The 23,742-nt window shown below is 62.3% G+C and carries 18 protein-coding genes; 6 read left to right on the top strand and 12 right to left on the bottom strand.

What is annotated here, in order from left to right:
* Both OOJ09_RS14510 and OOJ09_RS14505 read left to right on the top strand, forming a co-directional pair.
* On the top strand, positions 1-762 hold the full coding sequence (locus tag OOJ09_RS14510; protein ID WP_269905870.1) for an MBL fold metallo-hydrolase: 762 nt from the start codon (positions 1-3) through the stop codon (positions 760-762).
* Positions 763-889: 127 nt separating this feature from the next.
* Positions 890-3,874, top strand: a complete 2,985-nt coding sequence (locus OOJ09_RS14505) for a caspase family protein (RefSeq protein ID WP_269905869.1) — start codon at positions 890-892, stop codon at positions 3,872-3,874.
* Positions 3,875-3,914: 40 nt separating this feature from the next.
* Here the strand turns inward: OOJ09_RS14505 and OOJ09_RS14500 are convergent, their stop codons facing one another.
* Entirely contained in the window at positions 3,915-4,841 is a 927-nt protein-coding gene (locus tag OOJ09_RS14500; protein ID WP_269905868.1) for a hypothetical protein, read from the bottom strand.
* 247 nt (positions 4,842-5,088) lie between these two features.
* Here OOJ09_RS14500 and glf point away from each other — a divergent pair, with 247 nt between their 5' ends.
* On the top strand, positions 5,089-6,273 hold the full coding sequence (glf, locus tag OOJ09_RS14495; protein ID WP_269905867.1) for a UDP-galactopyranose mutase: 1,185 nt from the start codon (positions 5,089-5,091) through the stop codon (positions 6,271-6,273).
* Between the two features lie 39 nt (positions 6,274-6,312).
* On the opposite strand, the gene OOJ09_RS14490 is transcribed toward glf, so the two are convergent.
* A complete protein-coding gene (locus tag OOJ09_RS14490) occupies positions 6,313-7,305 on the bottom strand; it encodes an NAD-dependent epimerase/dehydratase family protein (protein ID WP_269905866.1) in 993 nt (330 codons plus the stop codon).
* A 701-nt stretch (positions 7,306-8,006) separates the two neighbouring features.
* Here OOJ09_RS14490 and OOJ09_RS14485 point away from each other — a divergent pair.
* The gene (locus tag OOJ09_RS14485) at positions 8,007-8,780 is read left to right on the top strand and encodes an NAD kinase (RefSeq protein WP_269905865.1); all 774 of its coding nucleotides are present in this window, start codon (positions 8,007-8,009) and stop codon (positions 8,778-8,780) included.
* Positions 8,781-8,970: 190 nt separating this feature from the next.
* A complete protein-coding gene (locus tag OOJ09_RS14480; RefSeq protein ID WP_269905864.1) occupies positions 8,971-10,563 on the top strand; it encodes a DEAD/DEAH box helicase in 1,593 nt (530 codons plus the stop codon).
* A 70-nt stretch (positions 10,564-10,633) separates the two neighbouring features.
* Here OOJ09_RS14480 and OOJ09_RS14475 read toward each other — a convergent pair whose 3' ends face one another.
* From OOJ09_RS14475 to OOJ09_RS14435, 9 genes are all read right to left on the bottom strand, one after another.
* Positions 10,634-11,242 carry a hypothetical protein gene (locus OOJ09_RS14475; RefSeq protein ID WP_269905863.1) on the bottom strand — a complete coding sequence of 203 codons (609 nt, stop codon included), beginning with the start codon at positions 11,240-11,242 and terminating at the stop codon, positions 10,634-10,636.
* Between the two features lie 260 nt (positions 11,243-11,502).
* Positions 11,503-12,153 (bottom strand): OmpA family protein, encoded by a 651-nt coding sequence (locus OOJ09_RS14470; protein ID WP_269905862.1) that lies wholly within the window; start codon positions 12,151-12,153, stop codon positions 11,503-11,505.
* 160 nt (positions 12,154-12,313) lie between these two features.
* On the bottom strand, positions 12,314-12,682 hold the full coding sequence (locus OOJ09_RS14465) for a GFA family protein (RefSeq protein ID WP_269905861.1): 369 nt from the start codon (positions 12,680-12,682) through the stop codon (positions 12,314-12,316).
* A gap of 162 nt (positions 12,683-12,844) precedes the next feature.
* Positions 12,845-13,222, bottom strand: coding sequence for a hypothetical protein (locus OOJ09_RS14460; protein ID WP_269905860.1), 378 nt, complete (start codon positions 13,220-13,222; stop codon positions 12,845-12,847).
* A gap of 189 nt (positions 13,223-13,411) precedes the next feature.
* On the bottom strand, positions 13,412-13,846 hold the full coding sequence (locus tag OOJ09_RS14455; protein ID WP_269905859.1) for a GFA family protein: 435 nt from the start codon (positions 13,844-13,846) through the stop codon (positions 13,412-13,414).
* A gap of 124 nt (positions 13,847-13,970) precedes the next feature.
* Positions 13,971-15,102 (bottom strand): peptide chain release factor 2 gene (gene prfB, locus OOJ09_RS14450; RefSeq protein ID WP_269905858.1). Its coding sequence is split into 2 segments (ribosomal slippage): positions 13,971-15,035 and positions 15,037-15,102, totalling 1,131 coding nucleotides; the frame shifts between segments, so codons are not numbered across the junction.
* Positions 15,031-15,216, bottom strand: a complete 186-nt coding sequence (locus OOJ09_RS14445) for a hypothetical protein (RefSeq protein WP_269905980.1) — start codon at positions 15,214-15,216, stop codon at positions 15,031-15,033. The genes prfB and OOJ09_RS14445 overlap by 72 nt, the downstream gene beginning before the upstream one ends.
* Positions 15,217-15,224: 8 nt before the next feature.
* Positions 15,225-17,669, bottom strand: a complete 2,445-nt coding sequence (locus tag OOJ09_RS14440; RefSeq protein ID WP_269905857.1) for a penicillin-binding protein 1A — start codon at positions 17,667-17,669, stop codon at positions 15,225-15,227.
* Positions 17,670-17,882: 213 nt separating this feature from the next.
* Positions 17,883-19,145: an N-acetylmuramoyl-L-alanine amidase gene (locus OOJ09_RS14435; protein ID WP_269905856.1), complete on the bottom strand. Its 1,263-nt coding sequence runs from the start codon at positions 19,143-19,145 to the stop codon at positions 17,883-17,885.
* 651 nt (positions 19,146-19,796) lie between these two features.
* Here OOJ09_RS14435 and OOJ09_RS14430 point away from each other — a divergent pair.
* Positions 19,797-22,706: a ribonuclease E/G gene (locus OOJ09_RS14430; RefSeq protein WP_269905855.1), complete on the top strand. Its 2,910-nt coding sequence runs from the start codon at positions 19,797-19,799 to the stop codon at positions 22,704-22,706.
* 105 nt (positions 22,707-22,811) lie between these two features.
* On the opposite strand, the gene OOJ09_RS14425 is transcribed toward OOJ09_RS14430, so the two are convergent.
* Positions 22,812-23,741 carry a glutaminase gene (locus OOJ09_RS14425; RefSeq protein WP_269905854.1) on the bottom strand — a complete coding sequence of 310 codons (930 nt, stop codon included), beginning with the start codon at positions 23,739-23,741 and terminating at the stop codon, positions 22,812-22,814.
* Position 23,742 lies beyond the last annotated feature (1 nt).

Genomic DNA, 23,742 nt, shown 5'->3' with positions numbered 1-23,742 from the left:
ATGGGCACGCTTCCGGTCATCGACGCTCCAGACTGGTACGAGACCGTCCGCATGGCCGACGGCGTGACGCTGATCCACGAGCCGTGGATCAAGCCGTTCTTCCGCTGCAACATGTGGCATGTGCGCGGCCGCGATCGCGATCTTCTCTTCGACACAGGCCTCGGCCATTTCAGCCTCAGGCGACACGTGGCGCTGCTGAGCGAGCGAAAACTCACCTGTATCGCCAGCCACACGCATTTCGATCATATCGGCTGCCATCACGAATTTCCCGACCGCTGCGTGCACCGCACCGAGGCGGAAATCCTCGCCGATCCGCGCAACGAATGGACCGTCGCCGACCGCTATGCGAACGACGACATGTTCGATCGATTGCCGCAAGGCTGGAACACCGCGCGCTACAGGATTCTGCCGGCGCCCGCCGGCCGGCTGCTCGAGCATGGCGACGTCGTCGATCTCGGCGACCGTGCCTTCGAGGTGATCCACACGCCCGGCCATTCGCCCGGCGGCATCGCGCTCTACGAGAAGAAGACCGGCATCCTGCTTTCCGGCGACATCATCTATGACGGCCCGCTGATCGACGACGTCTATCATTCGGACATTTCTGATTATGTCGCGACGTTGCTCGGCATGCGCGACCTCGATGTCTCAGTCGTGCATGGCGGCCATTTTCCGAGCTTCGGCAAGGTGCGCTACCGCCAGCTCGTCGACGAGTATCTGGCGCAAAGACGGCAGGCCGGCTGCCACCTGCGGCAGAGCCGGTAAGCGACGGCTGATAAGCGTCCTGTCACCGCCGACCTCGTCATGATATCCTCAAAAACGAGACCGTTGATGAATTTGGGGCAAGTCGAGGCATCACCGCCGCGACCTGCGGGGAGCTTGGATCAAGGTCATGCGCCTGTTTCTGGCGGCCGTGCTGCTGATGACCATGGCGCTCCTCTCCGTCGCGCGCGGCGAGGAGCGTTTCGCGCTCGTTGTCGCCAATCCGGCCTATGACAATGCGCCGGCCATCGCCAACGCCGAGATGAGCGCCGAACTCGTCGCGACATGCCTGCGGTCGCTTGGCTTCACCGTCCAGCAAGTGACGGACGGCGACCGCGCCGATGTGGCGCGTGCCATGTATGATTTCGCCAAGTCGCTCGCCGCGCCCGATGCCGTCGGCATCTTCTACTATGTCGGCCATACGGCCCGGGCCAATGACAGGAACTACCTGCTAACGCGCGGCACGCGGACCGATTCAAAGGAAGCGGTAGACCAGACGGCATTGCCTCTCGATCTGTTCACGCAAGCGCTCGAGGCCACACCGACATTGAAGGTGGTTTTGCTGGATGATCCCGGCGATGGATACAACCCCACCCCGGACGTGATGCAAGGTTTGGCGGCTGTTGATCCGCAGTCCAATGCCATTGTCGCCTTTTCCGCCAAGCCGGGAAGCGTCGCACTGAACGAAGCCGGACCGGTTACGGTGTTTGCCGATGCGCTCACGGCTGCGCTAACCAGGCGGGGCGTGGACATCGGCACCGTGCTCGCCTCGGCCGCGCAGACCGTCGCGGACAAGACATCCGGTGCGCAGTCGCCTTGGGTGGCATACGGCCCTTCGGCAGACAGGAATTTTGTGTCGATGGCGGATGTGCCGACGCCTGCTGCACCAGCGCCGACCGAAGCGCCGCCGGCGCCCGTCGAAGCACCGCCGGAAGCGGCCGCGCCCGAACCCACGCCGCTGCCACCGATGGCAAGCGGCGGCGGCAGCGGCTTCGACAGCCCACCGGGCAGCTATGATCCCTGGGGTAACGGCTCAAGCGTCGGCGGCAGTGACTATGGCACCGGCACCTTCGATGGCAGTGGCCAGGAGCCCGCTCCGATGGACGTCGCGCCAGGTTCCGGCAATCCGGATGCCTGGACGGGCGACAGCGCCGATGAGGCCGCCATGGCTGAGGAATACAAGCGCCAGGAACTGCAGCGCCAACAATATGAGGAACAGGCTCGGCGACAGTACGAAGAGCAAAGGAAATATCAGGAAGACGCAGCCAAGGCCGCGGCCGCGGCGCAGAACAATCTTGGCGACACCTATCCGAAGGACGCCGCTGGCACGGAGCCCGTCCCACCACCGGCCACTGAGCCACCTTCGCCTTTACCCGATGTGGCGGCCGATGCGCCGTTGGAGGCGCCTCCCGGCGCGATTTCCCCAGCCGTCGACAACAATGCGATCAAGGTCGTGCGCCATCCCACCATCGATGCCCCCGACGACGTCGTGGCCGGCGAGACGGTGACCGTTTCGATCGCGCTGACCGAAGAGCAATTGACGCCGGAGGTGAAGGTGAAGGCCGCTCCGGGCTCGTCGGTGACGGCCGACGGCGCCTTGGCCATGGCAATGCCGGCCGGGGCCGAGCAATGGCCAATCGATATCGATCTCTTCGCTTCCGGCTTTGACCTTGCCGATGGCGGCAAATGGAGCCGGCGGACGACGCTCTACCGCGAAGGCGATAGCGACGTTGTCCGCTTCGACCTCAAGGCGCGGCCAATTGCGAAAGACACCAAGCCCAGCCAGTTCATCGCCCGTATCTACAGCGCCGGACGGTTCCTGGGATCGGCATCGCGACCCGTCATTGTTCGTCAAACGGCGTCCGTTGAAGCTGGCGCCCAAGGTGCCACGGCCAACCGCGCTGCCGCGCCGCTGATGCTGGCCTCCCTGCCGCCGCAACCGGCGGTGACCGGCACTGTGCAACTCGGCGCAGCAACCTCCAACGCGGTGGCCGATCTCGATGTCACCATTCTTTATGACGACCCAAGCGGATTGGGTCCGGGCCAGATCATCATCCATTCGCCGCACCTGGCGGGCCCGGTGACCGATACCTTCTCGACGCCACCGCAGATGGCGGCATGGCTGGACTCCGAATACCGCCGCCTGTTGCAGCTCGGCATGAGCCTGCGCGGCGCGGTGTCGCTCCAGCAGCCTGCCGCAAGCAGCGATCCGGAAACGCAGAAACGTTTTGTCACGCTGGCCGCCGAGGGTTTTGGCGATGCGCTTTACCGGGATTACGTCCCCGAGGCGTTCAAGGATGTGTTCTGGTCGCTGCGCGACAAGGACGAACTGCATTCGATCCAGATCACCTCGAACAGCCCCACTCTGCCCTGGGAGCTGATCCGCCCGCAAAGCACCGACGGCGTCACCCGCGACGGCTTCCTTGGCATGAGCTACCGGCTGGCCCGTTGGGCGCCGCGCAGCACGTCCTCGCAAGTCGACAATCCGCTTGACCGGATGGCGTTCACCGGCGTCGCGGCTGTCGCGCCCTCCTATGTCGACAAGCAGTCGCTGCCGTTCCAGGAGGTCGAGATCGACGCGCTGAGCAAGCTCGCCGGCTACCGCCGCTTCGATGGTGATTTCGTCTCTTTCGAAAGATTGGTCGGCGAGGTCTCGACCGGCTTCATCCATTTTTCCGGCCACGGCGAGGTCAACCAGCCAAGCAGCGGCCGTCCGGTCTTTGCCATCGATCTCGTCGACCAGTCGCTCGATCCCGACACCTGGCGCGCGCTGGTCGCGGCCGCGCACGGCAAGGGCAATCCCTTCTATTTCTTCAATGCATGCGACACAGGCAAGTCCCAGATGCTCGGCGGCTTCGTCCAGGGCTGGGGTCCGGCGGTGCTTGCTGGCGGCGCGTCCGGCTTCATCGGCGGCATGTGGCCGCTGACCGACCGCGCCGCGGCCGCCTTCTCGAGCGATTTCTACGGCGGAATCAGCGCCCGACTCAAGGATGGGCCGGTTTACCTGGCCGACGTCCTTCAAGGTGTGCGCAAGCGCTTCTATGAGACCGGCGACCCGACCTACCTTGCCTACACGTTCTACGGCAATGCCAACCTGGAGGTGGTAGCGCAGTGAGCCGCAGGTCGGCGTGAGGGACCGGGCCGAAGCCTGGGCGTCAGCTGGTAGTGGCTGCCGGAAGAGAGATCGTGTAGCGCGGTGGTGTCGATGCCTTCCGGCCTCTTCTCCACTGCTTAAACCTGTCTCTCAAGCGGATTGGAGGTTTCTCGTAGATTGGCGGAGCCAGGCCGGTGAGCCCATAGTAGCCGTCGAGAATATTGGTGCGCAGCAATTGGCGTTCCTGCGGATAGAAGCTGAAATGCGCAACGATCAGGTCGCCAAAAATCTTGCCCGGTCGATCCAGTTTCATCGGCAGCGTTGCCGACAGCCACTCTTCCTCATCGCCTGACGGCGGGTGAAAGCGTTCCCCCAGGCTGACGATGTCCGATCCGAAAAACCCGAGGGCGTTGATCGAAAACCGCGACAGCCTGATCTCCCGGTCCGGCACACGAAAGTCATCAAGCCGGTTGGTTCGGACCGCTTCAATGAAGACCGGGTGAAGCGCCTGTGGAAAGCTGGCGTGGGCCCAAGAGAATTCGCATGTGGCCTGACAGGTGAGCGGGCCATCCACCAGAACCCTGGAAAGCTGCTTAATCAGTGAGTTGCAGATGGCGTTGTTGATGATCAACGGCGCGTACCAGATAGCCGAACCTCTCTCCGCCATGACCCTTGCCATGAACCGTTGAAAGAAGCCGTCCTCGACAAAAACCACATCGTCATCGAGGCGCAGGTAGAAAGCTTCGGCGTCATCGCAGAAACGATAGAAATCGCCGATGACATTGAACCCACCATCGGCATGTGGAAGTTTTTTGATCCTGCAGCGTGGATCGGAAGCGGCCAGTCGTTCGAGGTAAGCCCGGTCGACCTCGTTGCGGCAATTGTCCCACAGGTGCCATTCGTGCACATCAGGGCTTTTCAGAACATGATGGCTAAGCAAGCGAAGATATTTTTCGCGCCCAGCCGGCGTCACAACGATAAGCTTCATGGACATAAAACCCTGCGATGGCCGCGCTTTACTCGACCGATTGATCAACGATGAGCTAGATGCTCGAATTCTGAAGATTCGTCTAGGCTGTAAAAAAGACGATGCAGGTTAGCAGAAGATATCTTCATCCATTCATCCTGACACCTCGATTTCCAAACACTTCAACTGGATGTCGTTTTTTCGCTTGAATCATGGCCAGGAGCCGCGAATAACGCGCAGATGTGAACATCTGAATGGATCCGGCCCAATGGACAAGAACATGCTGACCGAAGCCGACATTCTCATCGTCGGCGCGGGCTTTTATGGCGCGACTCTCGCCGAGCGCATCGCCACGCAGCTCGGCCGGCGCGTGCTGGTGATCGACCGGCGCAAGCACATCGGCGGCAATGCCTATACCGAGCAAGACCCTGTCACCGGCGTCGAGATCCACCGTTACGGCCCGCACCTCTTCCACACCTCCAATGAAGAGGTCTGGAATTATTTGCGGAACTTCACCGGCTTTACGACTTATCGCCATCGTGCGTTCTCGTCCTATCGCGACAAGGTCTATCCGCTGCCGATCAACCTGGCCACGATCTGCCAGTTCTTCGGCAAGCGGCTGAGCCCGGACGAGGCGCGCGGCATGATCAGCGAGCAGGCGGCGGAACTCGGCGACCGCCCGCCCGCCAATCTCGAGGAGAAGGCGATCTCTCTCGTCGGGCGTCCGCTCTACGAGGCCTTCATCAAGGGCTACACCGCCAAGCAGTGGCAGACCGACCCGCGCGAATTGCCGGCGCAGATCATTGCCCGCCTGCCGGTCCGCTACACATTCGAGGACGGCTATTTCAACGACCGTTTCCAGGGCCAGCCTCTGGATGGCTACACGGCGATCTTCGAAAAGATGCTCGCGCACGAACGCATCGAAACGCGGCTCGGCATCGACTTCTTTGACATCAAGGCCTTGCTGCCAAAGGACCTGCCGGTCGTCTATACCGGTCCGATAGACCGTTATTTCGACTATTGCGAGGGCGAGCTTGGCTGGCGGACCATCGACATCGACCTCGAGGTCATGAACACGCCGGACTATCAGGGCACGGCGATCATGAACTATGCCGACGAGGCCGTGCCCTATACCCGCGTTGTCGAATACCGGCATTTCAACCCGGAACGCCAGCACAAGACCGAGAAGACACTCATCGGTCGCGAGTACTCCCGTTTCGCGCGCCGCGCCGACGAACCCTACTATCCGATAGACACGCGCAACGATCAGGCGATCTACCGCCGTTACCTAGACCGGGCCGCCAACGAGAAAATGCTGCATCTCGGCGGCAGGCTGGGCACGTACCGGTATCTCGACATGCATCAGGCGGTCGCCGCCGCCCTCAAGGCCTTCGAAACCGTCTTTGAACCCCATTTCGCGGGCAAGCCGGATTCTCTTTCGCGTTCGGCGTGAGCGGTTGATCCTGGAACACGCCGAGGGCCACCCGGCGTGTCAGCCTGTCGAAGCCACGCTGCTTGCCGTGGCAATCTGCTTGCTTGCGGTGGCAATCTGCCGGCGAAACCATTCGAAGGTGCGCTGGATGCCGTCCTGATAGCTGGTCCTTGCTTCCCAGCCTGGAAGAACACGCCTCGCCTGGGTCAGATCCGGACACCGGTTTGTCGGATCCTGGGGAATCGGGGGGTGGTGCTGGATGCGGCTGCCCGGGACAAGCGAGCTGACGAACCTGGCGGTCTGCAGAACCGAAACCTCGTGATTGTTGCCGATGTTCAGGGGACCACGGTGCGAGATGCTGTCGCGCCAGAAGAAACGTTCCAATCCATCGACGATGTCATCGACATAACCCCAGCTGCGCGATTGGGAGCCATCGCCGTAGACGGTGAGGACGCCTGTCGTCAGGGCCTGGCTGACAAAGTTCGAAATGGCGCGGCCGTCATCGATGCGAGTTCGCGGCCCATATGCGTTGAACAGCCTCACGACACGAACATCGAGCCCGCTGACGCGCTGCTGTTCGAACAGAAGCGCCTCGGTGCAGCGCTTGCTTTCGTCATAGGAGGATCGAGGACCGGTGCAGTCCACGGAACCCCTGTAGCTCTCGGGTTGCGGGGAAACCAACGGGTCGCCATAAACTTCCGAGGTCGAGGCAAAGCAGAAACGACCACCGGGCCTGAGCAACGCCAGAAGATTGAGCGCGCCTCCTATGTTGGCCTTGATCGTGCGCGCCGGCTCGCGCATGTACCACACCGGCGAAGCCGGCGATGCGAGATGTATGATCTCATCGAAGCGCTGACTGGATGCGAAGCTTTCGGCGTCGGCAATCTGCAGGCTGAAACGCGGGTCGGCGACATGCGCGATGTTGTCGCGCACCCCGGTCCACAGATTGTCGACGACGACCAGCTTCTCCACGTCGCTTCGCCGTAGCAGGCGGTCGACCAGATGTGAGCCCAGGAAACCGCAACCACCAGAAACCAACACGCTGCGCGACATGGAAAATTCCCCCTCCGGACACTCGGCTAGTCAACGAGCCGCAGGGCTTGTTTCCCAAGGACAGCGGATACGAGGCCATCGCCGCCGAATCCCAGAACCTTTCTGCCAGTCAATGCGCTCATCTACGCCGCGAAGGGCCACAAGCGCAACGAGCAAGCTTTGGCACACCATACGGACGGGCGGCGGCCTGCCGGCCTGAGCCAGGACCGTTGGGTTCCGGAGTGCCGCCGAAGCAATCATCGGGCAGACGATTGGTATCCTCTGGCGATCTACAGAGCCCTTTGCGGGCATGGCGTTCCGGCTGCATCACCGCAGCGCGACGCCGTGGGCTGTGGCCGGAAGCTCATCTCCCCGGACTGGCGCACCAATTCGGCGAAGACAAGAGCGAAACTTCCCAGCATCAGAAAGACGATGATCAGGCGTGTCACCGGCAACAGATTGGCCTCGACTGGCTAGGCCCCACGCCACCCGTCCAATGCCGGCTAACATGATCGGTCCACCTTTACGAGAGTTTAAGCTTCGCCTTAACCATCACTTTCACCTGTCTCTCGACACGAAACGCGAGCCACCGAGATAGCGCCCTTCCCGCTTCACCCGGACAAGGAGGCGGTCTCTCTTTGCAGACGTGCCCCGCCCATGCTACCCCGGCGCTGGCGCGGCCCGGCAAACTGCCGCAGCCAATCGCTCGCCATCGGGGAACCATGAGCACAGCCGCCAGCAGCATCGCCTTCGTCTCGTCCGACACAGCAGACGCCAAGGCGGCGCTGGAAAGCCTGTCGGCACGCTATGGCCAGTGTTCGGTCGCGGACGCCGGGGTTGTCGTTGCGTTGGGCGGCGATGGATTCCTGCTGCAGACCTTGCGCGACACGATGGGAACGGGAAAGAAGGTCTACGGCATGAACCGTGGCACCATCGGCTTCCTGATGAACGAGTACCGTTACGGTGGCCTCACCGAGCGTATCGCGGCCGCGGTCGCCGAAACGATCCGCCCGCTGGAGATGCTCGCCGTCACCTCCGAAGGCGAAACGATTTCGGCATTGGCGATCAACGAGGTGGCGCTGTGGCGCCAGTCCTATCAGACGGCCAAGATCCGCATCAGCGTCGATGAACAGATCCGGCTCGAGGAATTGAGCTGCGACGGCGTGATGATCGCGACGCCGGCGGGCTCCACGGCCTACAATCTTTCCGCGCATGGGCCGATCCTGCCGCTCGACGCGCCACTGCTGGCGCTCACCCCGGTCAGCCCGTTTCGTCCGCGCCGCTGGCGCGGCGCCCTGCTCTCCAACAAGGCGACCGTCCGCTTGGACATCCTCGAGCCGGAAAAGCGGCCGGTAAACGCCGCCGCCGACCATACCGAGGTCAAGGCCGTGACCTCGGTAACGGTGCGGGAATCGCCGACGGCGACGGCGACCTTGCTCTTCGATCCCAATCATTCCTGGAACGAGCGCATCCTGGCCGAACAATTCCGCTACTGAGCCGGCGGAGACAAGCGGCCGAATTAAGCATCGCGATTAAGGTTACAACTTCACAATCGTGCCAATCCCGCCCGTTTGTGTTGACAAATCGCGGACTTGCGCCTAATCGCAATACCAATCTTGCAGGCGCGTGGCGCTTGCCGCGACAGACGCCGTTGCGCTTCCCCGAACCAGCCAAAGACAACAACACTTGTCCTCAGACACCACGACCGCTCAAGAAGCGTTGACCTTCGCAGACCTCGGCCTGTCGCCGAAGGTCCTTTCCGCAGTTACCGATGCCGGCTACACCCAGCCGACGCCGATCCAGGCTGGTGCCATCCCGCACGCGCTTCTCGGCAAGGATGTGCTGGGCATCGCCCAGACCGGCACCGGCAAGACGGCATCTTTCGTGCTGCCGATGCTGACCCGGCTGGAAAAAGGACGTGCCCGCGCCCGCATGCCGCGCACGCTGATCCTCGAGCCGACGCGCGAGCTTGCCGCGCAGGTCGAGGAAAACTTCGTCAAATACGGCAAGAACCACAAGCTCAACATCGCATTGCTGATCGGCGGCGTTTCCTTCGATGAGCAGGACAAGAAGCTGGAGCGCGGCGCCGACGTGCTGATCGCGACCCCCGGTCGCCTGCTCGACCACCGCGAGCGCGGCAAGCTGCTGCTCAACGGCGTCGAGATCCTCGTCATCGACGAAGCCGACCGCATGCTCGACATGGGTTTCATCCCCGACATCGAGCGCATCTGCGAGATGATCCCGTTCACCCGGCAGACGCTGTTCTTCTCGGCGACGATGCCGCCGGAAATCACCAAGCTCACCGAGAAATTCCTGCACGCGCCGGTGCGCGTCGAGGTTTCGAAGGCGGCGTCCGCCGCAACCAACATCATCCAGAGACTGGTCAAGTCAGGCTCGAAGCCCTGGGACAAACGCGAGACGCTGCGTAATCTGATGAAGGCCGAAGATGCTGAGCTGAAGAACGCCATCATCTTCTGCAACCGCAAGGTCGAGGTGTCGGAGCTGTTCCGTTCGCTGCTGAAGTATGACTTCGACGCTGGGGCGCTTCATGGCGACATGGACCAGCGGGCGCGCATGCAGATGCTGGCCAATTTCCGCGATGGCAAACTTCGCTATCTGGTCGCCTCCGACGTCGCCGCGCGCGGCCTCGACATCCCCGACGTCAGCCATGTCTTCAATTACGACGTACCGATCCATGCCGAGGACTATGTCCACCGCATCGGCCGTACCGGCCGCGCGGGGCGCTCGGGCAAATCCTTCACCATCGCGACCAAAACGGACACCAAGTATATCGACGCCATCGAGCGGCTGATCGGCACCAAGATCGAGTGGCATGACGGCGACCTGTCGACGGTGGTCGCCAGCGAAGGCGAGGACGATGCTCCGCGCCGTGGCAAAGGCGCGCCGCGCCGCGCCGGCCGCAAGGACGACGATCGCAAGGACAGGGGCGAGCGCAAGAGGGGCGGCGAACACCGCGCCGGACGCAGCGAGGAAGTTGCCCCGGCCGTCGTTGCACAGCGGCACGAACAGCCCGATGTGGCTGAGGCCGCGGTCGCCGAGAACGGTGAGCGGCGCGCGCGCAAGGACGCGATCCGCTCGGACAACACAGAGCGCAAATCCTCCGATCGCAACGAGCAGCGCGCACCTGAACGTGGCGACACCAGGCCGCAGCGGGACAACAGCCGCCCTGCCCGCCAACGCCACCAGGAAGATAACGATGCCACCGTTGGCTTTGGCGACGATATGCCGGCCTTCATGCGGATCGTCGCCAAGGTCTGATCCCGACCGCCTTCGAAGGCAGCCGGCCACCGGCTTGCCTTCTCGGTAAGCTCCTGGCCTGGCTTGCCCGTTACATCGGCCCAGGCATCATCTTGGTCGGCTTCTCCAGCATTGGAAACTCGGCCTTGTTGCATTTCACGTTCGGGTTCGTCGGACTGAACATGCCGTTCGGATTGTCACTGAACAGCCAGGCGTGAAGATCGTAGTGGACGAACTCCCTTGGGATGAGCGGATAGTGTCCCTCCATCGGGCCCATGAAGGTCTGGCCAAACAGCTTCGGCGGCGCTTTGACGTCCGGCGTCAGCGGCACCAGCCATTCCACCCCGACCAACTTCAAGCCTTTCTTGGTCGGCTCGTAGATCAGGACGTTGGGCTTCATCGGGTCCAGTTTCTGACCGACACTTGGAACGTTGACGAAATGGATGCCCATGGCGCCTTTCGGGTATTCCATCGAGCCCGGTATCTTTTCACCGCTGTAGTAGACGCAGCCTACCGTCGACAGATAAAGGTCACGAACGGCGGCGGTGTAGTCCTCATATTTGGCGAGCGATTTTTTCAAGGCATCTATGTCGGCCTTGTTGACGTCCTCGGCCTGAGCCGTAGCGGCGCCCAACCATGCGCCTGCAAGACTTGCTAAAGCGAGGACGCCGCAGCGCCCAAGGCTGGCTGTACTTGTCATGCATTCCTCCCAGATTTTCTGATCTGGCCGTGCAAGACCGAGGCGAAAAATGCTGATTGCGCGGCCAATTGTACCGCCTCATCCCCTCCGGAACAGCGACGATGCTATTCCTTTCCAGGGTTGCCGGAAAGTAGTTATTTAGAACTAGCTAATCCTACGGAGCGCGGCAATCTGAAGAGCGCCGACATCCGCTCAGTCCAGGTCCGCTCAAACAAAAACGGCCCCACGTGGGGCCGTTTCGCGTTCGCTTGCCGGACAGTTCAGGTGAGCGGCGACAGCTGGATCTCGACGCGGCGGTTCTGGGCGCGGCCTTCGGCCGTCGCGTTGGATGCGACCGGACGTGTCTTGCCGAAACCAGTAACGGCGAAGCGGCGCGGATCGACGCCCTGGCCGGACAGATAATTGGCGACCGCCAGCGCGCGACGCTGCGACAGATCGAAATTGTGCTGGTCGCCGCCGGTCGAATCGGTGTGTCCGAAGACATCGACCGTGGTCTGTCTGAACTTCTTGAGCACCAGCGCGACCGAGTTCAGCACTTGGTAGAAGCCGGGCTTCACAGCATCCTGATCCGTGTTGAAGGTGATGTCGGACGGCATGTTGAGGATGATCTGGTCGCCGCTGCGGGTGACGCTGACACCGGTGCCCTCGAGCTGCCGGCGCAGTTCGGCCTCGTTCTGGTCCATTGTGGCGCCAATGGCGCCGCCGGCCAGCGCGCCGATGCCGGCGCCGATCAGTGCGTTGCGGCGGTCATTGCCACCGGCAAGCAGGCCAAGGCTGGCACCCGCCAGGGCGCCAAGGCCGGCACCGGCGGCCGTGTTGGAAATCTTCTGGTCCCCGGTATACGGATCGGTGGTGGTGCAGGCGCTCACCAACAGCGCCGTCGCCACAACGACGAGCACGGTCTTCTTCATAGGATGGTCCCTCTCCAAGTCGCGCCCTGAGACGGCGCCAATCAGCCCTTCCCGCGTCTTGTACATGAAATACGGCAAAAAGCGGAACGGCAAAAGCGACGCCCACGGCTTTTCCCGAGGGACAAAATTGATCCGCGAAGCGCGGCATTGCCGTGTTGGGCTACCAGAGATTCTTGCCGTCGATAATCACCACTTCGACCTTGTCGAGATCGAAATCATCGAACAGCCGCGAATTGACGCTGATCTTGGGATTGTCAAAATCCGGCTTGCCAGTCGACCAGTCCGGTGTCTCCGTAAACGTGCCGCAGCCGCAGATGGCGCAAAAACCATGCTTTACGGTTTTCGATCCCCATTTGTAGACAGAAACGTTCTCCGGCGGACTGGTGAGCTTGAATTGCGACGGCGTGTAGTAGGCCCACAGCGAGCCGCGTTTCGAGCAGAATGAACAGGTGCATTGCGTCACGGTCTGCGGTGCCTGCGAAACCTCGAATGTCGTCGCCTTGCAATGACAGCTTGCCTTGATGGTCATCAACGAACTTCCTCCTGTCGCCCGCCGCCTCGCGCGGCAAGGGCAGCATAAAGGGGCGCTCCTGACAACTGTCCGTCAGCAGACCTGGATCAGGCAGCGCGCACGACCTGGAAACAACGCACAGCCTGGCCCCTCTCTGGCCTGATCCAAACCCGACGAGGCCTAGTAAGACGATGGCGGCACGAACAGGCAAATGGTCTTGCCGGCATCGAGCCCGGCCTGATGCGCGCACCAATGGAATTCGCCGTCGGGCGAATCCTTGATCCGCCTGTCGCTGTAGGCCACCACCTCCCCCGTGTCCTTGATCACATAGCCCTCCGGGCGCTCGCTGATCGAGGTCTGCGACACCTCGCGGCAATCGTAGTTCGCGCAACAGGCGAACGGGTAACTCCAGCCTTGCGGCTTCGCCGCGGTCGGCTTGGCGTCATGCGCCAGGGCCGGCGCCATCAGCGCCAAGACCGCAAAGGCTGCGCACGAGGGGACGAGAAGCTGGCCAACCGACTGAACGGCAATGGCCGATCTGGACCTGGCGGCAAACATGGGAACGTTCCTTTCAAACGAGGTTCAAGCGTTTCGCTTGCCCGTTCCCGGAACGTGTCTTCCCAGCGGCCGATCGTCAGCTTGCAGATATGCCGCGCCCGGCCATAAATGCTTTTGTCTCCCCTCAATGCCGTGATGGTGAGCCGAAATGTGAGTCGGCGCAAGAAATCGCTGGTGGCATGGCCGACACTATTCGTCTTTGGCAGCCACGACATGCTCTTCATATTGCGGCAACTCATCGGTGATGGTGAACCAGCTCGCCTTCGAACCGACGAAGATATGGGCGGACGGACGAATGGACGGCTCGTCGACAAGGGTCCCCATGGCGACATGGAAGAAGGTTCCTTCGCGGACCAGCGAATAGAGCAGTGAACCACACAGCCCGCAGTGCGCGTCGTGGCCGCCTTGGTCGCCAAGGATCAGAAGGTTGCCCTCGCCTTGCGTCAAGACAAGCTTGTTGCGCTCGATACCGGCGAACGGCTTGAAGGCCGAGCCCGTCGCTCGTCGGCAATTGGAACAGTGGCAGTTGGCCGCGTAAGCGAATTCGTCCATCACGGCGTATTGCACAGCGCCGCAGAGGCATTTTCCGGCAAGCTTGCGAGCCATCGCCCAGCCCAGATCCATGTCAAGCCGCAGTCCCGAGGCCTAACGCGCGCCGCATTGAAGCGAAGTCATGCAACGCGCTTTAAGTCCTTGTTTTTATGCATCTCGTTGCCCCTAAACGCCGCGCGCATTTGGGCAACATGCATCAATCCAGGTCCGCCACAACCTCACCCGCGCCGCCCTCGATACGCTGCGACAACGAGGCTTCCATGAAATCGTCGAGGTCGCCATCGAGCACGCTCGACGGGCTGGTGCTCTCGACACCGGTGCGAAGATCCTTCACCAACTGATACGGTTGCAACACATAGGAGCGGATCTGGTGACCCCAGCCGATATCGCTCTTCGACGCTTCGGTGGCGTTCGCAACCGCTTCACGCTTCTTCAGCTCTTCTTCGTAGAGACGCGAGCGCAACATATCCCAGGCCTTGGCCTTGTTCTTGTGCTGCGAGCGTTCGGCCTGGCAAGCGACCGCGATGCCGGTGGCGAGATGGGTGATGCGCACCGCCGAATCGGTGGTGTTGACGTGCTGGCCGCCCGAGCCGGACGAGCGATAGGTGTCGATGCGGACATCGGATTCCGAAACATCGATCTCGATCGTGTCGTCGATGACCGGATAGACCCAGATGCTGGCAAATGAGGTGTGGCGGCGTGCATTGCTGTCGTAAGGCGAAATGCGCACCAGGCGATGGACGCCTGATTCCGTCTTCAGCCAGCCATAGGCATTGTGGCCCTTGATCAGCAGCGTGGCGGACTTGATGCCGGCTTCTTCGCCGTCATGCACTTCCAGAATCTCGACCTTGAAGCGGCGGCGCTCGGCCCAGCGCGTGTACATGCGCAGCAGCATCGAGGCCCAGTCCTGGCTCTCGGTGCCGCCAGCGCCTGCATGGACTTCGAGATAGGTGTCGTTGGCGTCGGCCTCACCCGACAGCAGCGTCTCGATCTGGCGGGCCTTTGCCTCGCCGCGCATCGAACGGATCGCGGCTTCGGCCTCGGCGATGACGCCTTCGTCGTGCTCTTCCTCACCGAGCTCAATCAGGCCGATATTGTCTTCCAGCGCCTGCGTCAGCCCCTTCACCGACGCGATGCCTTCCTCGAGGCCCTGGCGTTCGCGCATCAGTTTCTGCGCTTCCAGAGGTTCGTTCCAGAGGCTGGCGTCCTCGGCGCGCACATTGAGGTATTCAAGCCGCTTTATGGCCTGATCCCAGTCAAAGATGCCTCCTCAGCAGGGTTATCGCCTGCCTGATTTCGTCGACGATGTTTTGCGTTTCCGCGCGCATGGTTGGCTGTTCGTCCTGTTTGCTGAAATGGCGATCGGTCGGCGCGATACATAGGCAGGCCGCCGCCGGCTGTAAAGCAAAATGGGCTGGCGCAAGACCAGCCCATCCGCTCATGAAAATCGTCAGTAAAGGCCGCCGCCGCCGTCCTGGATGGCCTGGTTGGCCTGCGGCGACAGCGCGCCGCCGGAACCATTGGAGCCGTCGGCGCCCATGCCGATCACCCAATAGCTGTCGGCGGGACCGGTACCCGGCTTGAAGGCTTCGATGATGGTGCCTGGATCGCCCGACGCGGCACGCATGCCGGTCTTGCGATTGATGGCGACCAGATTCATGCCATCCGGAACCTTGAAGTCGACATTGGGTGTGCCGTCCAGCGCCACCCGCATGAAGTCCTTGAAGATCGGCGCGGCGAGACCACCACCGGTGGCGCCATGGCCAAGGCCACGCGGCGTGTCGTAACCCATGTAGAGACCGACGACGAGGTTGGGCGTGTAACCGATAAACCAGGCGTCTTTTTCGTCGTTCGTCGTTCCGGTCTTGCCCGCGATGTGGCGGCCAAGTTCGCCGATGGTGGCGCCGGTGCCGCGCTGGACCACACCTTCCATCATCGAGGTTATCTGATAGGCCGTCATCGGATCGAGCACCTGCTCGGAATTGTCCACCAGTTCCGGCTCAGGCTGGTTCTGCCACTCGGGCGCGTTGCAGCCTTCGCAGCCGCGTTCGTCCTGCTTGAACACCGTCTTGCCGTAGCGATCCTGGATGCGGTCGATCAGCGACGGCTTGATCGACTTGCCGCCATTGGCCATGATCGAGTAGGCTGACACCATGCGCATCACGGTCGTTTCGCCGGAGCCCAGCGCCATCGGCAGATACGGTGCCAGGTGGTCGTAGACACCGAAGCGCTCGGCGTATTCCACCACCAGCTTCATGCCCATGTCATTGGCAAGCCGCACCGTCATCAGGTTGCGCGACTTCTCGATGCCGGAGCGCAGGGTTGCCGGGCCCGCCACCGTGCCGTCGTAGTTCTTGGGCGTCCAGGTGGTGTTGCCGCTCTGGATGGTGATCGGCCCGTCCATGATGACCGAGGCCGGCGTATAGCCATTGTCGAGCGCGGCCGAATAAACGATCGGCTTGAACGAAGAACCCGGCTGACGCATGGCTTGCGTCGCACGATTGAATTCCGACTGTGCGTAGGAGAAGCCGCCGACCATGGCCAGCACGCGACCGGTATGAGGATCCATGGCGATCAGGCCGCCTTCCACCTCGGGAACCTGGCGCAGGCTGTAAGCGCCGTCGGCGCCGTCGTTCTTCTGCACAAAGATGACATCGCCCGGTTTCAACACGTCCGCCGGCGACTTGGCCTTGACGGTCTTGCCGTCGACCACATGGCGCATGGCGAAGCCCATGTCGTCCTTGCTGACGGTGCCTTCGACGCGTTCCTTGACGATCTCGCCCGACGCCTGGCGCGCGGGCTGCAGGCCAATCAACAGACCGGACGCCGAACTGTCGAGCACGACCGCGAGCGACCATTCGGGAACGTCTTCCAGTCCCTTGACGGCGCCCAATGGAGCGCCCCAGTCGCCGGACACGTCGATTGATGTCACCGGCCCGCGATAGCCGCGCAGCGTGTCGTATTTCGTCAGGCCGTTCTGCATCGCCTTGCGGGCGATGAGCTGAACCTTCGGGTCAAGGGTCGTGCGAATGGAAAGGCCGCCCTCATAAAGCGCATTCTCGCCATAACGGGCGATGATCTGGCGACGAACCTCTTCGGTGAAATACTCGCCGGCAAAAAGATAGGAGCCAGTGCGGCGCGGGACGACACCAAGCGGCTCGGCCTTCGCCTTCGCACCCTCTTCGGGGGTCACGTAACCGTTCTCGACCATCTGGCCGATGACCCAGTTTCGCCGCTCAAGCGCACGATCGGCGTGTTTGAAGGGATTGTAGTTGGCCGGACCCTTCGGCAGCGAAGCCAGATAGGCGGCCTCGGCCACGGTCAGTTCGTTCACCGATTTGTCGAAATAGGTCAGTGCGGCGCCGGCGACACCATAGGCGTTGAAGCCAAAGAAAATCTCATTGAGATAGAGCTCAAGTATACGATCCTTGGAATAGGCCTGTTCGATGCGGAACGAAAGGATGGCCTCCTTGGCCTTGCGTTCCAGGGAGCGCTCGTTGGTGAGAAGGAAGTTCTTGGCAACCTGTTGGGTGATGGTCGAACCACCCTGCATCGGCCCCCCCGAAACGTAAGTGAGCATGGCCCGGCCCAATCCCGTTATGTCCACGCCAGGGTGGGTATAGAAGTTCTTGTCCTCGGCGGACAAAAAGGCCGCCTTGACGCGATCCGGGATCGCCTGAATCGGCAGATACAGGCGCCGTTCGCGCGCATACTCCGCCATCAGCGAGCCATCCGAGGCATGGATGCGGGTGGTCACCGGCGGCTCGTACTTGGCCAGCACTTCGTAGTCAGGCAGATCCTTTGCTACATGGCTGATGTAAAGCGCAACGCCAGCCGCGACCAGAAGGGCCAGCGTCGTGCCGATGCCGAAAAAATAGCCAATGAGACGAATCATACCCGCTCCAGTCCTTGGTTCGGGAATTCCCTAAACGAAGCCGCCTTTCGCGCAAGCTTTCGAACCGGTCCCAAACCGCAATCGAAAACCCATGTCGCCACCATGTGGACAAAATACGGCAATGCCCGATTTCGTGACCGCAAGGCGGAAATAAAGGCACCAGGTGTTGTCGTCGCGCAACGCCGCCTCTGGTTGCAGGCGCCGCCGGGCATGTCAGCCTCCGGCACCCGCTGCGGTGCGGGCGGAGGCGAACAATGCAACGGCGTTGGTGATGCTTTGAGCCGCCTTGCCGCGCCAATCGGCGTCGAGCAACTGCGCCTCGTCCTTGGCGTTGGAGAGATAACCGAGTTCGACCAGAACGGATGGCACGTCCGGCGCTTTCAGCACCTTGAATCCCGCGGAACGCTGCGGATTGTTGATGAGGCCGACACTGGTCGAAAGCTGTCCGACCAGCGTGTGGGCGAAACTCATCGAGAAATTGTGCGTTTCGCGCCGGATCAGGTCGATCAGGATGTCGGTCACTTCCTTGTTGTCGTTCTTGATTTCCATGCCGGCGAACTGGTCGGAGAGGTTTTCGCGGTCGGCGAGCGCCTGAGCCTCGGGATCCGAAGCCTTGTCGGAGATGGTGTAGACGGTGGCGCCGCGGATGCCCTTGACGCTGATGGTGTCGGCATGGATGGAAATGAGCAGATCGGCCTCGTGCTGCCTGGCGATGCGCACGCGGTCGTCCAGGCGCAGGTACTCGTCGGTATCGCGCGTCATGAAGACATCGTATTTGTCGACGGCCGCGAGCTTGTCCCGCAACTCCGTGGCGAAGGCGAGCGTGACATTCTTCTCGATAGTGCCGTTCAGGCCCTCGGCGCCGCCGTCGATGCCGCCATGGCCGGGATCGATGACGACGGTGAAGCGGTGACCCGGATTGGAGACCGGCCCGGTGCCGACCCGCCCCCCCTTGTCGCTCGAAACCGTCGAGCCCGTGGTCAGCGCCTGATTGGCAAGGGCAGCATCAAACTCCCGTTCGGAGGCCGCCGACATGTCGATGGCGATGCGGTAGCCAGTCCCATCCTCGTTCTTGAGCACATCGAGCTTGTCGACGGCGAACGGTCCCTTGCCGGTGAGAATCAGCCGCGAAACGCCCTCGCCGAGCGCGCCCAGGCGCACGCCCCTGACCAGGCCGCGCGCCTTCAGGTCCTTGGCGCCGATTGCAAATCGCGTATTCGCAAGATCGATGACAAGGCGGTTGGGACCGCGCAGCAGGAACCATTTGACATCAGGCTCGCGATCGAAATCCATGACGATGCGCATCTTGGTTGCATCGCCCGCCATCTTGTAGCCGGTTGCCACGAGCGGTGCGTCGGCGGCATTGGCAATGGCGGAAAAAGCGGAAGCGATCGCCACGAGCAGCAGAAGACAAAAGACGCCGAGAATCTGGCCGCCAACACGACATCCCTTGTCTGTGAAGTCCGCCAGTCCCATCTCTTTCCAGTCGCTCCCCGGTTTGGCGCAGGCGCCCGATCATTTCGTCGAAGTGCCGGTTAGGCCGCGAACTCGATTAACGATTGGTATCCAGAGAAGGTTAACCAAGCCTTTTCGTGCAAGGATATGTACCTGTTCTTACGTTGCGGAACCGCTTTTTGCCGGCATCGGAAATCGGGGTTGCCTTCCACCCCGCCAAATCATAAAAGCGATGGTGGATCACTGCAATCCTGGAACCGCCCTCCTCCGCAGCTTCCTGCTACAGGGTCAGACGAAGGGCGGCTCCTTTCGCTTCACGCGAAAAGGCTTCAGGTGATCGCGACGAATTTCGCAGGTGTGCGCCCGTGGCGGGGGAATCGCCTGCGTGAGGAAAACGGCCGGGTTTGTTCCCGCGCCGGCTCTGTATGAGCAAACAAGCTGGTCCGGTTTGCCGGGCTTTGGTTCAAAAGGTTCTGCTGGTGACGATGGCTTCAAGCGCAATCATGGAAAGGTCCGCATCAAACCGCGCCATTATGGCTGCGGGCGGCACCGCCATGGCGCTCAAGCGGCGGCCGGCGGACATTCAGACATCCGGCACCCACACTCCAGACACGCAGCAGCAGGCTTTGCCTCGCAAGCTGCGGCTGATGGCTGCCGGGGGGAAACGAAATAATGCCCAACAAGATGCTGATAGACGCCTCCCACCCGGAGGAAACACGAGTTGTCGTCGTACGCGGTAACCGTATCGAAGAATTCGACTTTGAATCCCAGGACAAGAAGCAGCTCAAAGGAAATATCTACCTCGCACGCGTAACGCGCGTCGAACCCTCCCTTCAGGCAGCTTTTGTCGAATATGGCGGCAACCGTCACGGTTTCCTCGCCTTCAGTGAAATACACCCCGACTACTACCAGATTCCGGTCGCCGACCGTCAGGCGCTGCTGCGCGCGGAAGCGCAGGAGGCTGAGGACGAGGAGGACGAGGACGGCGAAGGCGACGATCGCCAGAGCCGCGATCGCGGACGGCGCGGGCGCCGGCGTGGCGGCAAGAGCCGCGACCGCGGTGAACACAAGCGCGATGCGGGCGCAGCCGATTCCGGCGAGGCAGGCGAAGACAACAATGCAGACGCGGTTGCCGAAGACGCCTCCTCCCACACCTCCGAGACTATCGAGCAAGCGGCCGACACGTCCGAGCATGATGAGGGTCCCGCCGATCAGGACGAAACCGAAACCCATGAAGGCGGCCCCACGTCGATCGCGGCCTCGGTCGAAGCCGATGTGATTTCCGAAGCCGTCCCGCAAGCCGAATCGGGAAGCGAAGCGACGTCCGGCGACAACGATCGCGGCATGCTGGAGGAGGTGCAGTCATCGCATCCGGATGATCATGAGATCGAATCGGTCGGCGCCGAGGACGCGCTGGAGGAAGTGCGCAACCGCCGCAAGCCGGTGCGCCGCCAGTACAAGATCCAGGAAGTGATCAAGCGCCGGCAGATCCTGCTGGTGCAGGTGGTCAAGGAAGAACGCGGCAACAAGGGCGCCGCACTGACCACCTACCTGTCGCTGGCCGGCCGCTATTCGGTGCTGATGCCGAACACGGCGCGCGGCGGCGGCATTTCACGCAAGATCACCAGCGCGGTCGACCGCAAGCGCCTCAAGGAGGTGGTTGCCGATCTCGAAGTGCCGCAGGGCATGGGCGTCATCCTGCGCACCGCCGGCGAGAGCCGCACCAAGGCCGAGATCAAGCGCGACTACGAATACCTGATGCGGCTTTGGGAGAACGTGCGCAGTCTCACGCTTCAGTCCACTGCCCCTGCCCTGGTCTATGAGGAAGGCAGCCTGATCAAGCGTTCGGTGCGCGACCTCTACAACAAGGATATCGACGAGATCCTCGTCTCCGGCGAGGAAGGCTACCGCGAGGCCAAGGACTTCATGCGCATGCTGATGCCCAGCCATGCCAAGGTCGTCCAGCCATTCCGCGACACGACGCCGATCTTCGTGCGCAGCGGCATCGAGGCACAGCTCGACCGCATGCTGCAGCCGCAAGTGACGCTGAAAAGTGGCGGCTACATCATCATCAACCAGACCGAGGCGCTGGTCGCCATCGACGTCAATTCGGGCCGCTCCACCAAGGAGCACTCGATCGAGGACACGGCGCTTCACACCAATCTGGAAGCGGCGGAGGAAGTCGCCCGCCAGCTCAGACTGCGCGATCTCGCCGGCCTGATCGTCATCGACTTCATCGACATGGAGGAGAACCGCAACAACCGCTCCGTCGAGAAGCGGTTGAAGGACCACCTCAAGAACGACCGCGCGCGCATCCAGGTCGGCCGCATCTCGCATTTCGGCCTGATGGAGATGTCGCGCCAGCGCATCCGCGCCAGCGTGCTGGAATCGACCATGAAGCCCTGCCCGCATTGCGGCGGCACCGGCCATGTGCGTTCCGATTCGTCCGTCGCGCTGATGGTGGTGCGGGCGATCGAGGAATTCCTGCTCAAGGATTCGCGCAGCCACATCACCGTGCGGACACCGGCGGCCACTGCGCTCTACGTGCTCAACCACAAGCGCGGTACATTGGTGGAACTCGAAAGCCGCTTCGGCCTGACCATCACCATCGAGGCCGATGATTCGGTCGGTGCGCAGCACTATGCGATCTTCCGCGGCGCGCTGGCTGAAAAGCCGGAAGGCTTTGTCGAGGCGCGGAGCTTCCCGGCCTATGTCGAGCCGGACGAGCCCGAGGACGAGATTGTCGTCGTGGAGGAAGACGACGAGGCACCGGCGCAGGCCGAGCAGCCCCGCCAGCAGCCGCAGCAACAACAGCCGCGTCCTGCCAACGGAGAAGAAGGCGAAGGCCGCGACCGCAAGCGTCGCAAACGCCGCAGGCGGCGCGGCGGCAAGGATCGCGATCGCGAACATGGCGCCGCTACGGACGGTGCTTCTGTCTCCGCTCCGGCGGGCGATTTCTCTGAATCGGCGAACCCGACAGGCGACGACACCGAAACCGGCGACACTGCTCCGCTCGGCACCGCCGAAACGGACGAAACGGTCCAGGCTTCGGATGAGGGCCAGGGCAAGAAGCGCCGGCGCGGCAAGCGAGGCGGCAAGCGCAACCGCCGTGAAGACGGTGAAGGCGAGACCGAGGCAAGTGCCGGCGAAACGACCGAACCTTCCGAAGGTGACGCTTCCGAAAGCGAGGCTGCATCGATCGAGCCGGCAATCGCCGCGCCCGTCGAAGAGCCAGTGGCTGCGGTGAGCGACGAGGTGCCGAGCGCCGAGAAGCCCAAGAAGCCGCGTCGTGCAGCCAAGCCGAAGAAAGCAGCGGCCGCGGCCGTCGCCGAGGCGACTTCTATCGAAGCCGCGGAGGAAGCACCTATCGAGGCTCCGGTTGCGGTGGCGGTTGCGGACGAAACAGTGGTCGCGGCCGTCGAGGAAAAGCCCTCGAAGGCCCGGCCGTCGCGGCGCAAGCCGGCGGTCGTCGATGCGCCGGTCGTGCCGGTGGTGTCTTCGATCGTTGTGGACGAGCCGGAAGCCAAAACCGAGGACAAGCCGAAGCGCGCAGGCTGGTGGCAGCGGAAGGGCTTTTTCTAAGCCTTTCAGTCGCTTGACTTGATTTTTTGACAAAAGAGAATCCCGCGCCGTTCGAAAAACGGCGCGGGATTTTTCATATCTGGCGTTCTGACAGGCGGCGATATGCTATGGCGCGAAGATCGACCAGTTCATCATCCTGGCCAGTTTTTCCAGCGCGATCGAACCCAGCTTGGAATTGCCGTTGGCGTTGAGGCCAGGCGACCAGACGGCGAGCGAGGCGACGCCCGGCACGATGCCCAGTATGCCGCCGCCGACGCCGCTCTTGCCGGGAATGCCGACGCGGAAGGCGAAATCGCCGGAGCCGTCATAGTGGCCGCAGGTCAGCATCATCGCGCCAATGCGGCGCGCGCGCTCGGCCGACACCACCGAATGCCCGGTCGCCGGGTTCTTGCCGCTATTGGCGAGGAAACGGCCGGCGAGCGCCAGTTGCCGGCAGCTCATGGCAATGGCGCAGTGATGGAAATAGACGCCCAGCGCCAATTCCGGCTCGTGATGGAGATTACCGAAGGATTTCATATAGTTGGCGAGCGCAAAATTGCGATAGCCGGTAGCCCTTTCGGAAGCGGCGACCTCGCGGTCGATGATAACAGTCTCGTCATCGGCCAGAAACTGGATGAAGCGGAGGATTTCGCCGATCGCCTCGCGCGGCTGGTGGCCGGCAAGCAGGATGTCGGAAACGACAATGGCGCCGGCATTGATGAACGGATTGCGCGGAATGCCGTTCTCCTGCTCGAGCTGCACGATCGAGTTGAACGGATTGCCCGACGGCTCGCGTCCGACCCGCTGCCATAACGCGTCGCCGACATTGCCGAGCGCCAAAGTCAGCGTGAACACTTTCGAGATGCTCTGGATAGAAAAGGCCTCGTCGGCATCGCCCGCCATCAGCACGCGGCCGTCATTGGTGACGGCCGCGATGCCGAACTTCCTAGGATCGACCTTGCCCAGTTGTGGAATGTAGGTGGCGACATCGCCACGATCGGTGCGCTCGGCCATTTCGGCGGCGACTTCGGCCAGCGCCTGCTCGAGTTCCGGCATG

Origin of the sequence: Mesorhizobium qingshengii (assembly GCF_027563465.1) — a bacterium.
Classification (GTDB): domain Bacteria; phylum Pseudomonadota; class Alphaproteobacteria; order Rhizobiales; family Rhizobiaceae; genus Mesorhizobium; species Mesorhizobium qingshengii_A.
Note: the sequence above shows the minus strand (reverse complement) of the source record. Positions and strands in the feature narration are given on the sequence as shown.

Coding starts and splice junctions, on each gene's coding strand:
- OOJ09_RS14510 (WP_269905870.1), top strand. CDS start 1: ATGGGCACGCTTCCGGTCATCGACGCTCCAGACTGGTACGAGACCGTC.
- OOJ09_RS14505 (WP_269905869.1), top strand. CDS start 890: ATGCGCCTGTTTCTGGCGGCCGTGCTGCTGATGACCATGGCGCTCCTC.
- OOJ09_RS14500 (WP_269905868.1), bottom strand. CDS start 4,841: ATGAAGCTTATCGTTGTGACGCCGGCTGGGCGCGAAAAATATCTTCGC.
- glf (WP_269905867.1), top strand. CDS start 5,089: ATGGACAAGAACATGCTGACCGAAGCCGACATTCTCATCGTCGGCGCG.
- OOJ09_RS14490 (WP_269905866.1), bottom strand. CDS start 7,305: ATGTCGCGCAGCGTGTTGGTTTCTGGTGGTTGCGGTTTCCTGGGCTCA.
- OOJ09_RS14485 (WP_269905865.1), top strand. CDS start 8,007: ATGAGCACAGCCGCCAGCAGCATCGCCTTCGTCTCGTCCGACACAGCA.
- OOJ09_RS14475 (WP_269905863.1), bottom strand. CDS start 11,242: ATGACAAGTACAGCCAGCCTTGGGCGCTGCGGCGTCCTCGCTTTAGCA.
- OOJ09_RS14470 (WP_269905862.1), bottom strand. CDS start 12,153: ATGAAGAAGACCGTGCTCGTCGTTGTGGCGACGGCGCTGTTGGTGAGC.
- OOJ09_RS14465 (WP_269905861.1), bottom strand. CDS start 12,682: ATGACCATCAAGGCAAGCTGTCATTGCAAGGCGACGACATTCGAGGTT.
- OOJ09_RS14460 (WP_269905860.1), bottom strand. CDS start 13,222: ATGTTTGCCGCCAGGTCCAGATCGGCCATTGCCGTTCAGTCGGTTGGC.
- OOJ09_RS14455 (WP_269905859.1), bottom strand. CDS start 13,846: ATGGATCTGGGCTGGGCGATGGCTCGCAAGCTTGCCGGAAAATGCCTC.
- OOJ09_RS14445 (WP_269905980.1), bottom strand. CDS start 15,216: ATGAGCGGATGGGCTGGTCTTGCGCCAGCCCATTTTGCTTTACAGCCG.
- OOJ09_RS14440 (WP_269905857.1), bottom strand. CDS start 17,669: ATGATTCGTCTCATTGGCTATTTTTTCGGCATCGGCACGACGCTGGCC.
- OOJ09_RS14435 (WP_269905856.1), bottom strand. CDS start 19,145: ATGGGACTGGCGGACTTCACAGACAAGGGATGTCGTGTTGGCGGCCAG.
- OOJ09_RS14430 (WP_269905855.1), top strand. CDS start 19,797: ATGCCCAACAAGATGCTGATAGACGCCTCCCACCCGGAGGAAACACGA.
- OOJ09_RS14425 (WP_269905854.1), bottom strand. CDS start 23,741: ATGCCGGAACTCGAGCAGGCGCTGGCCGAAGTCGCCGCCGAAATGGCC.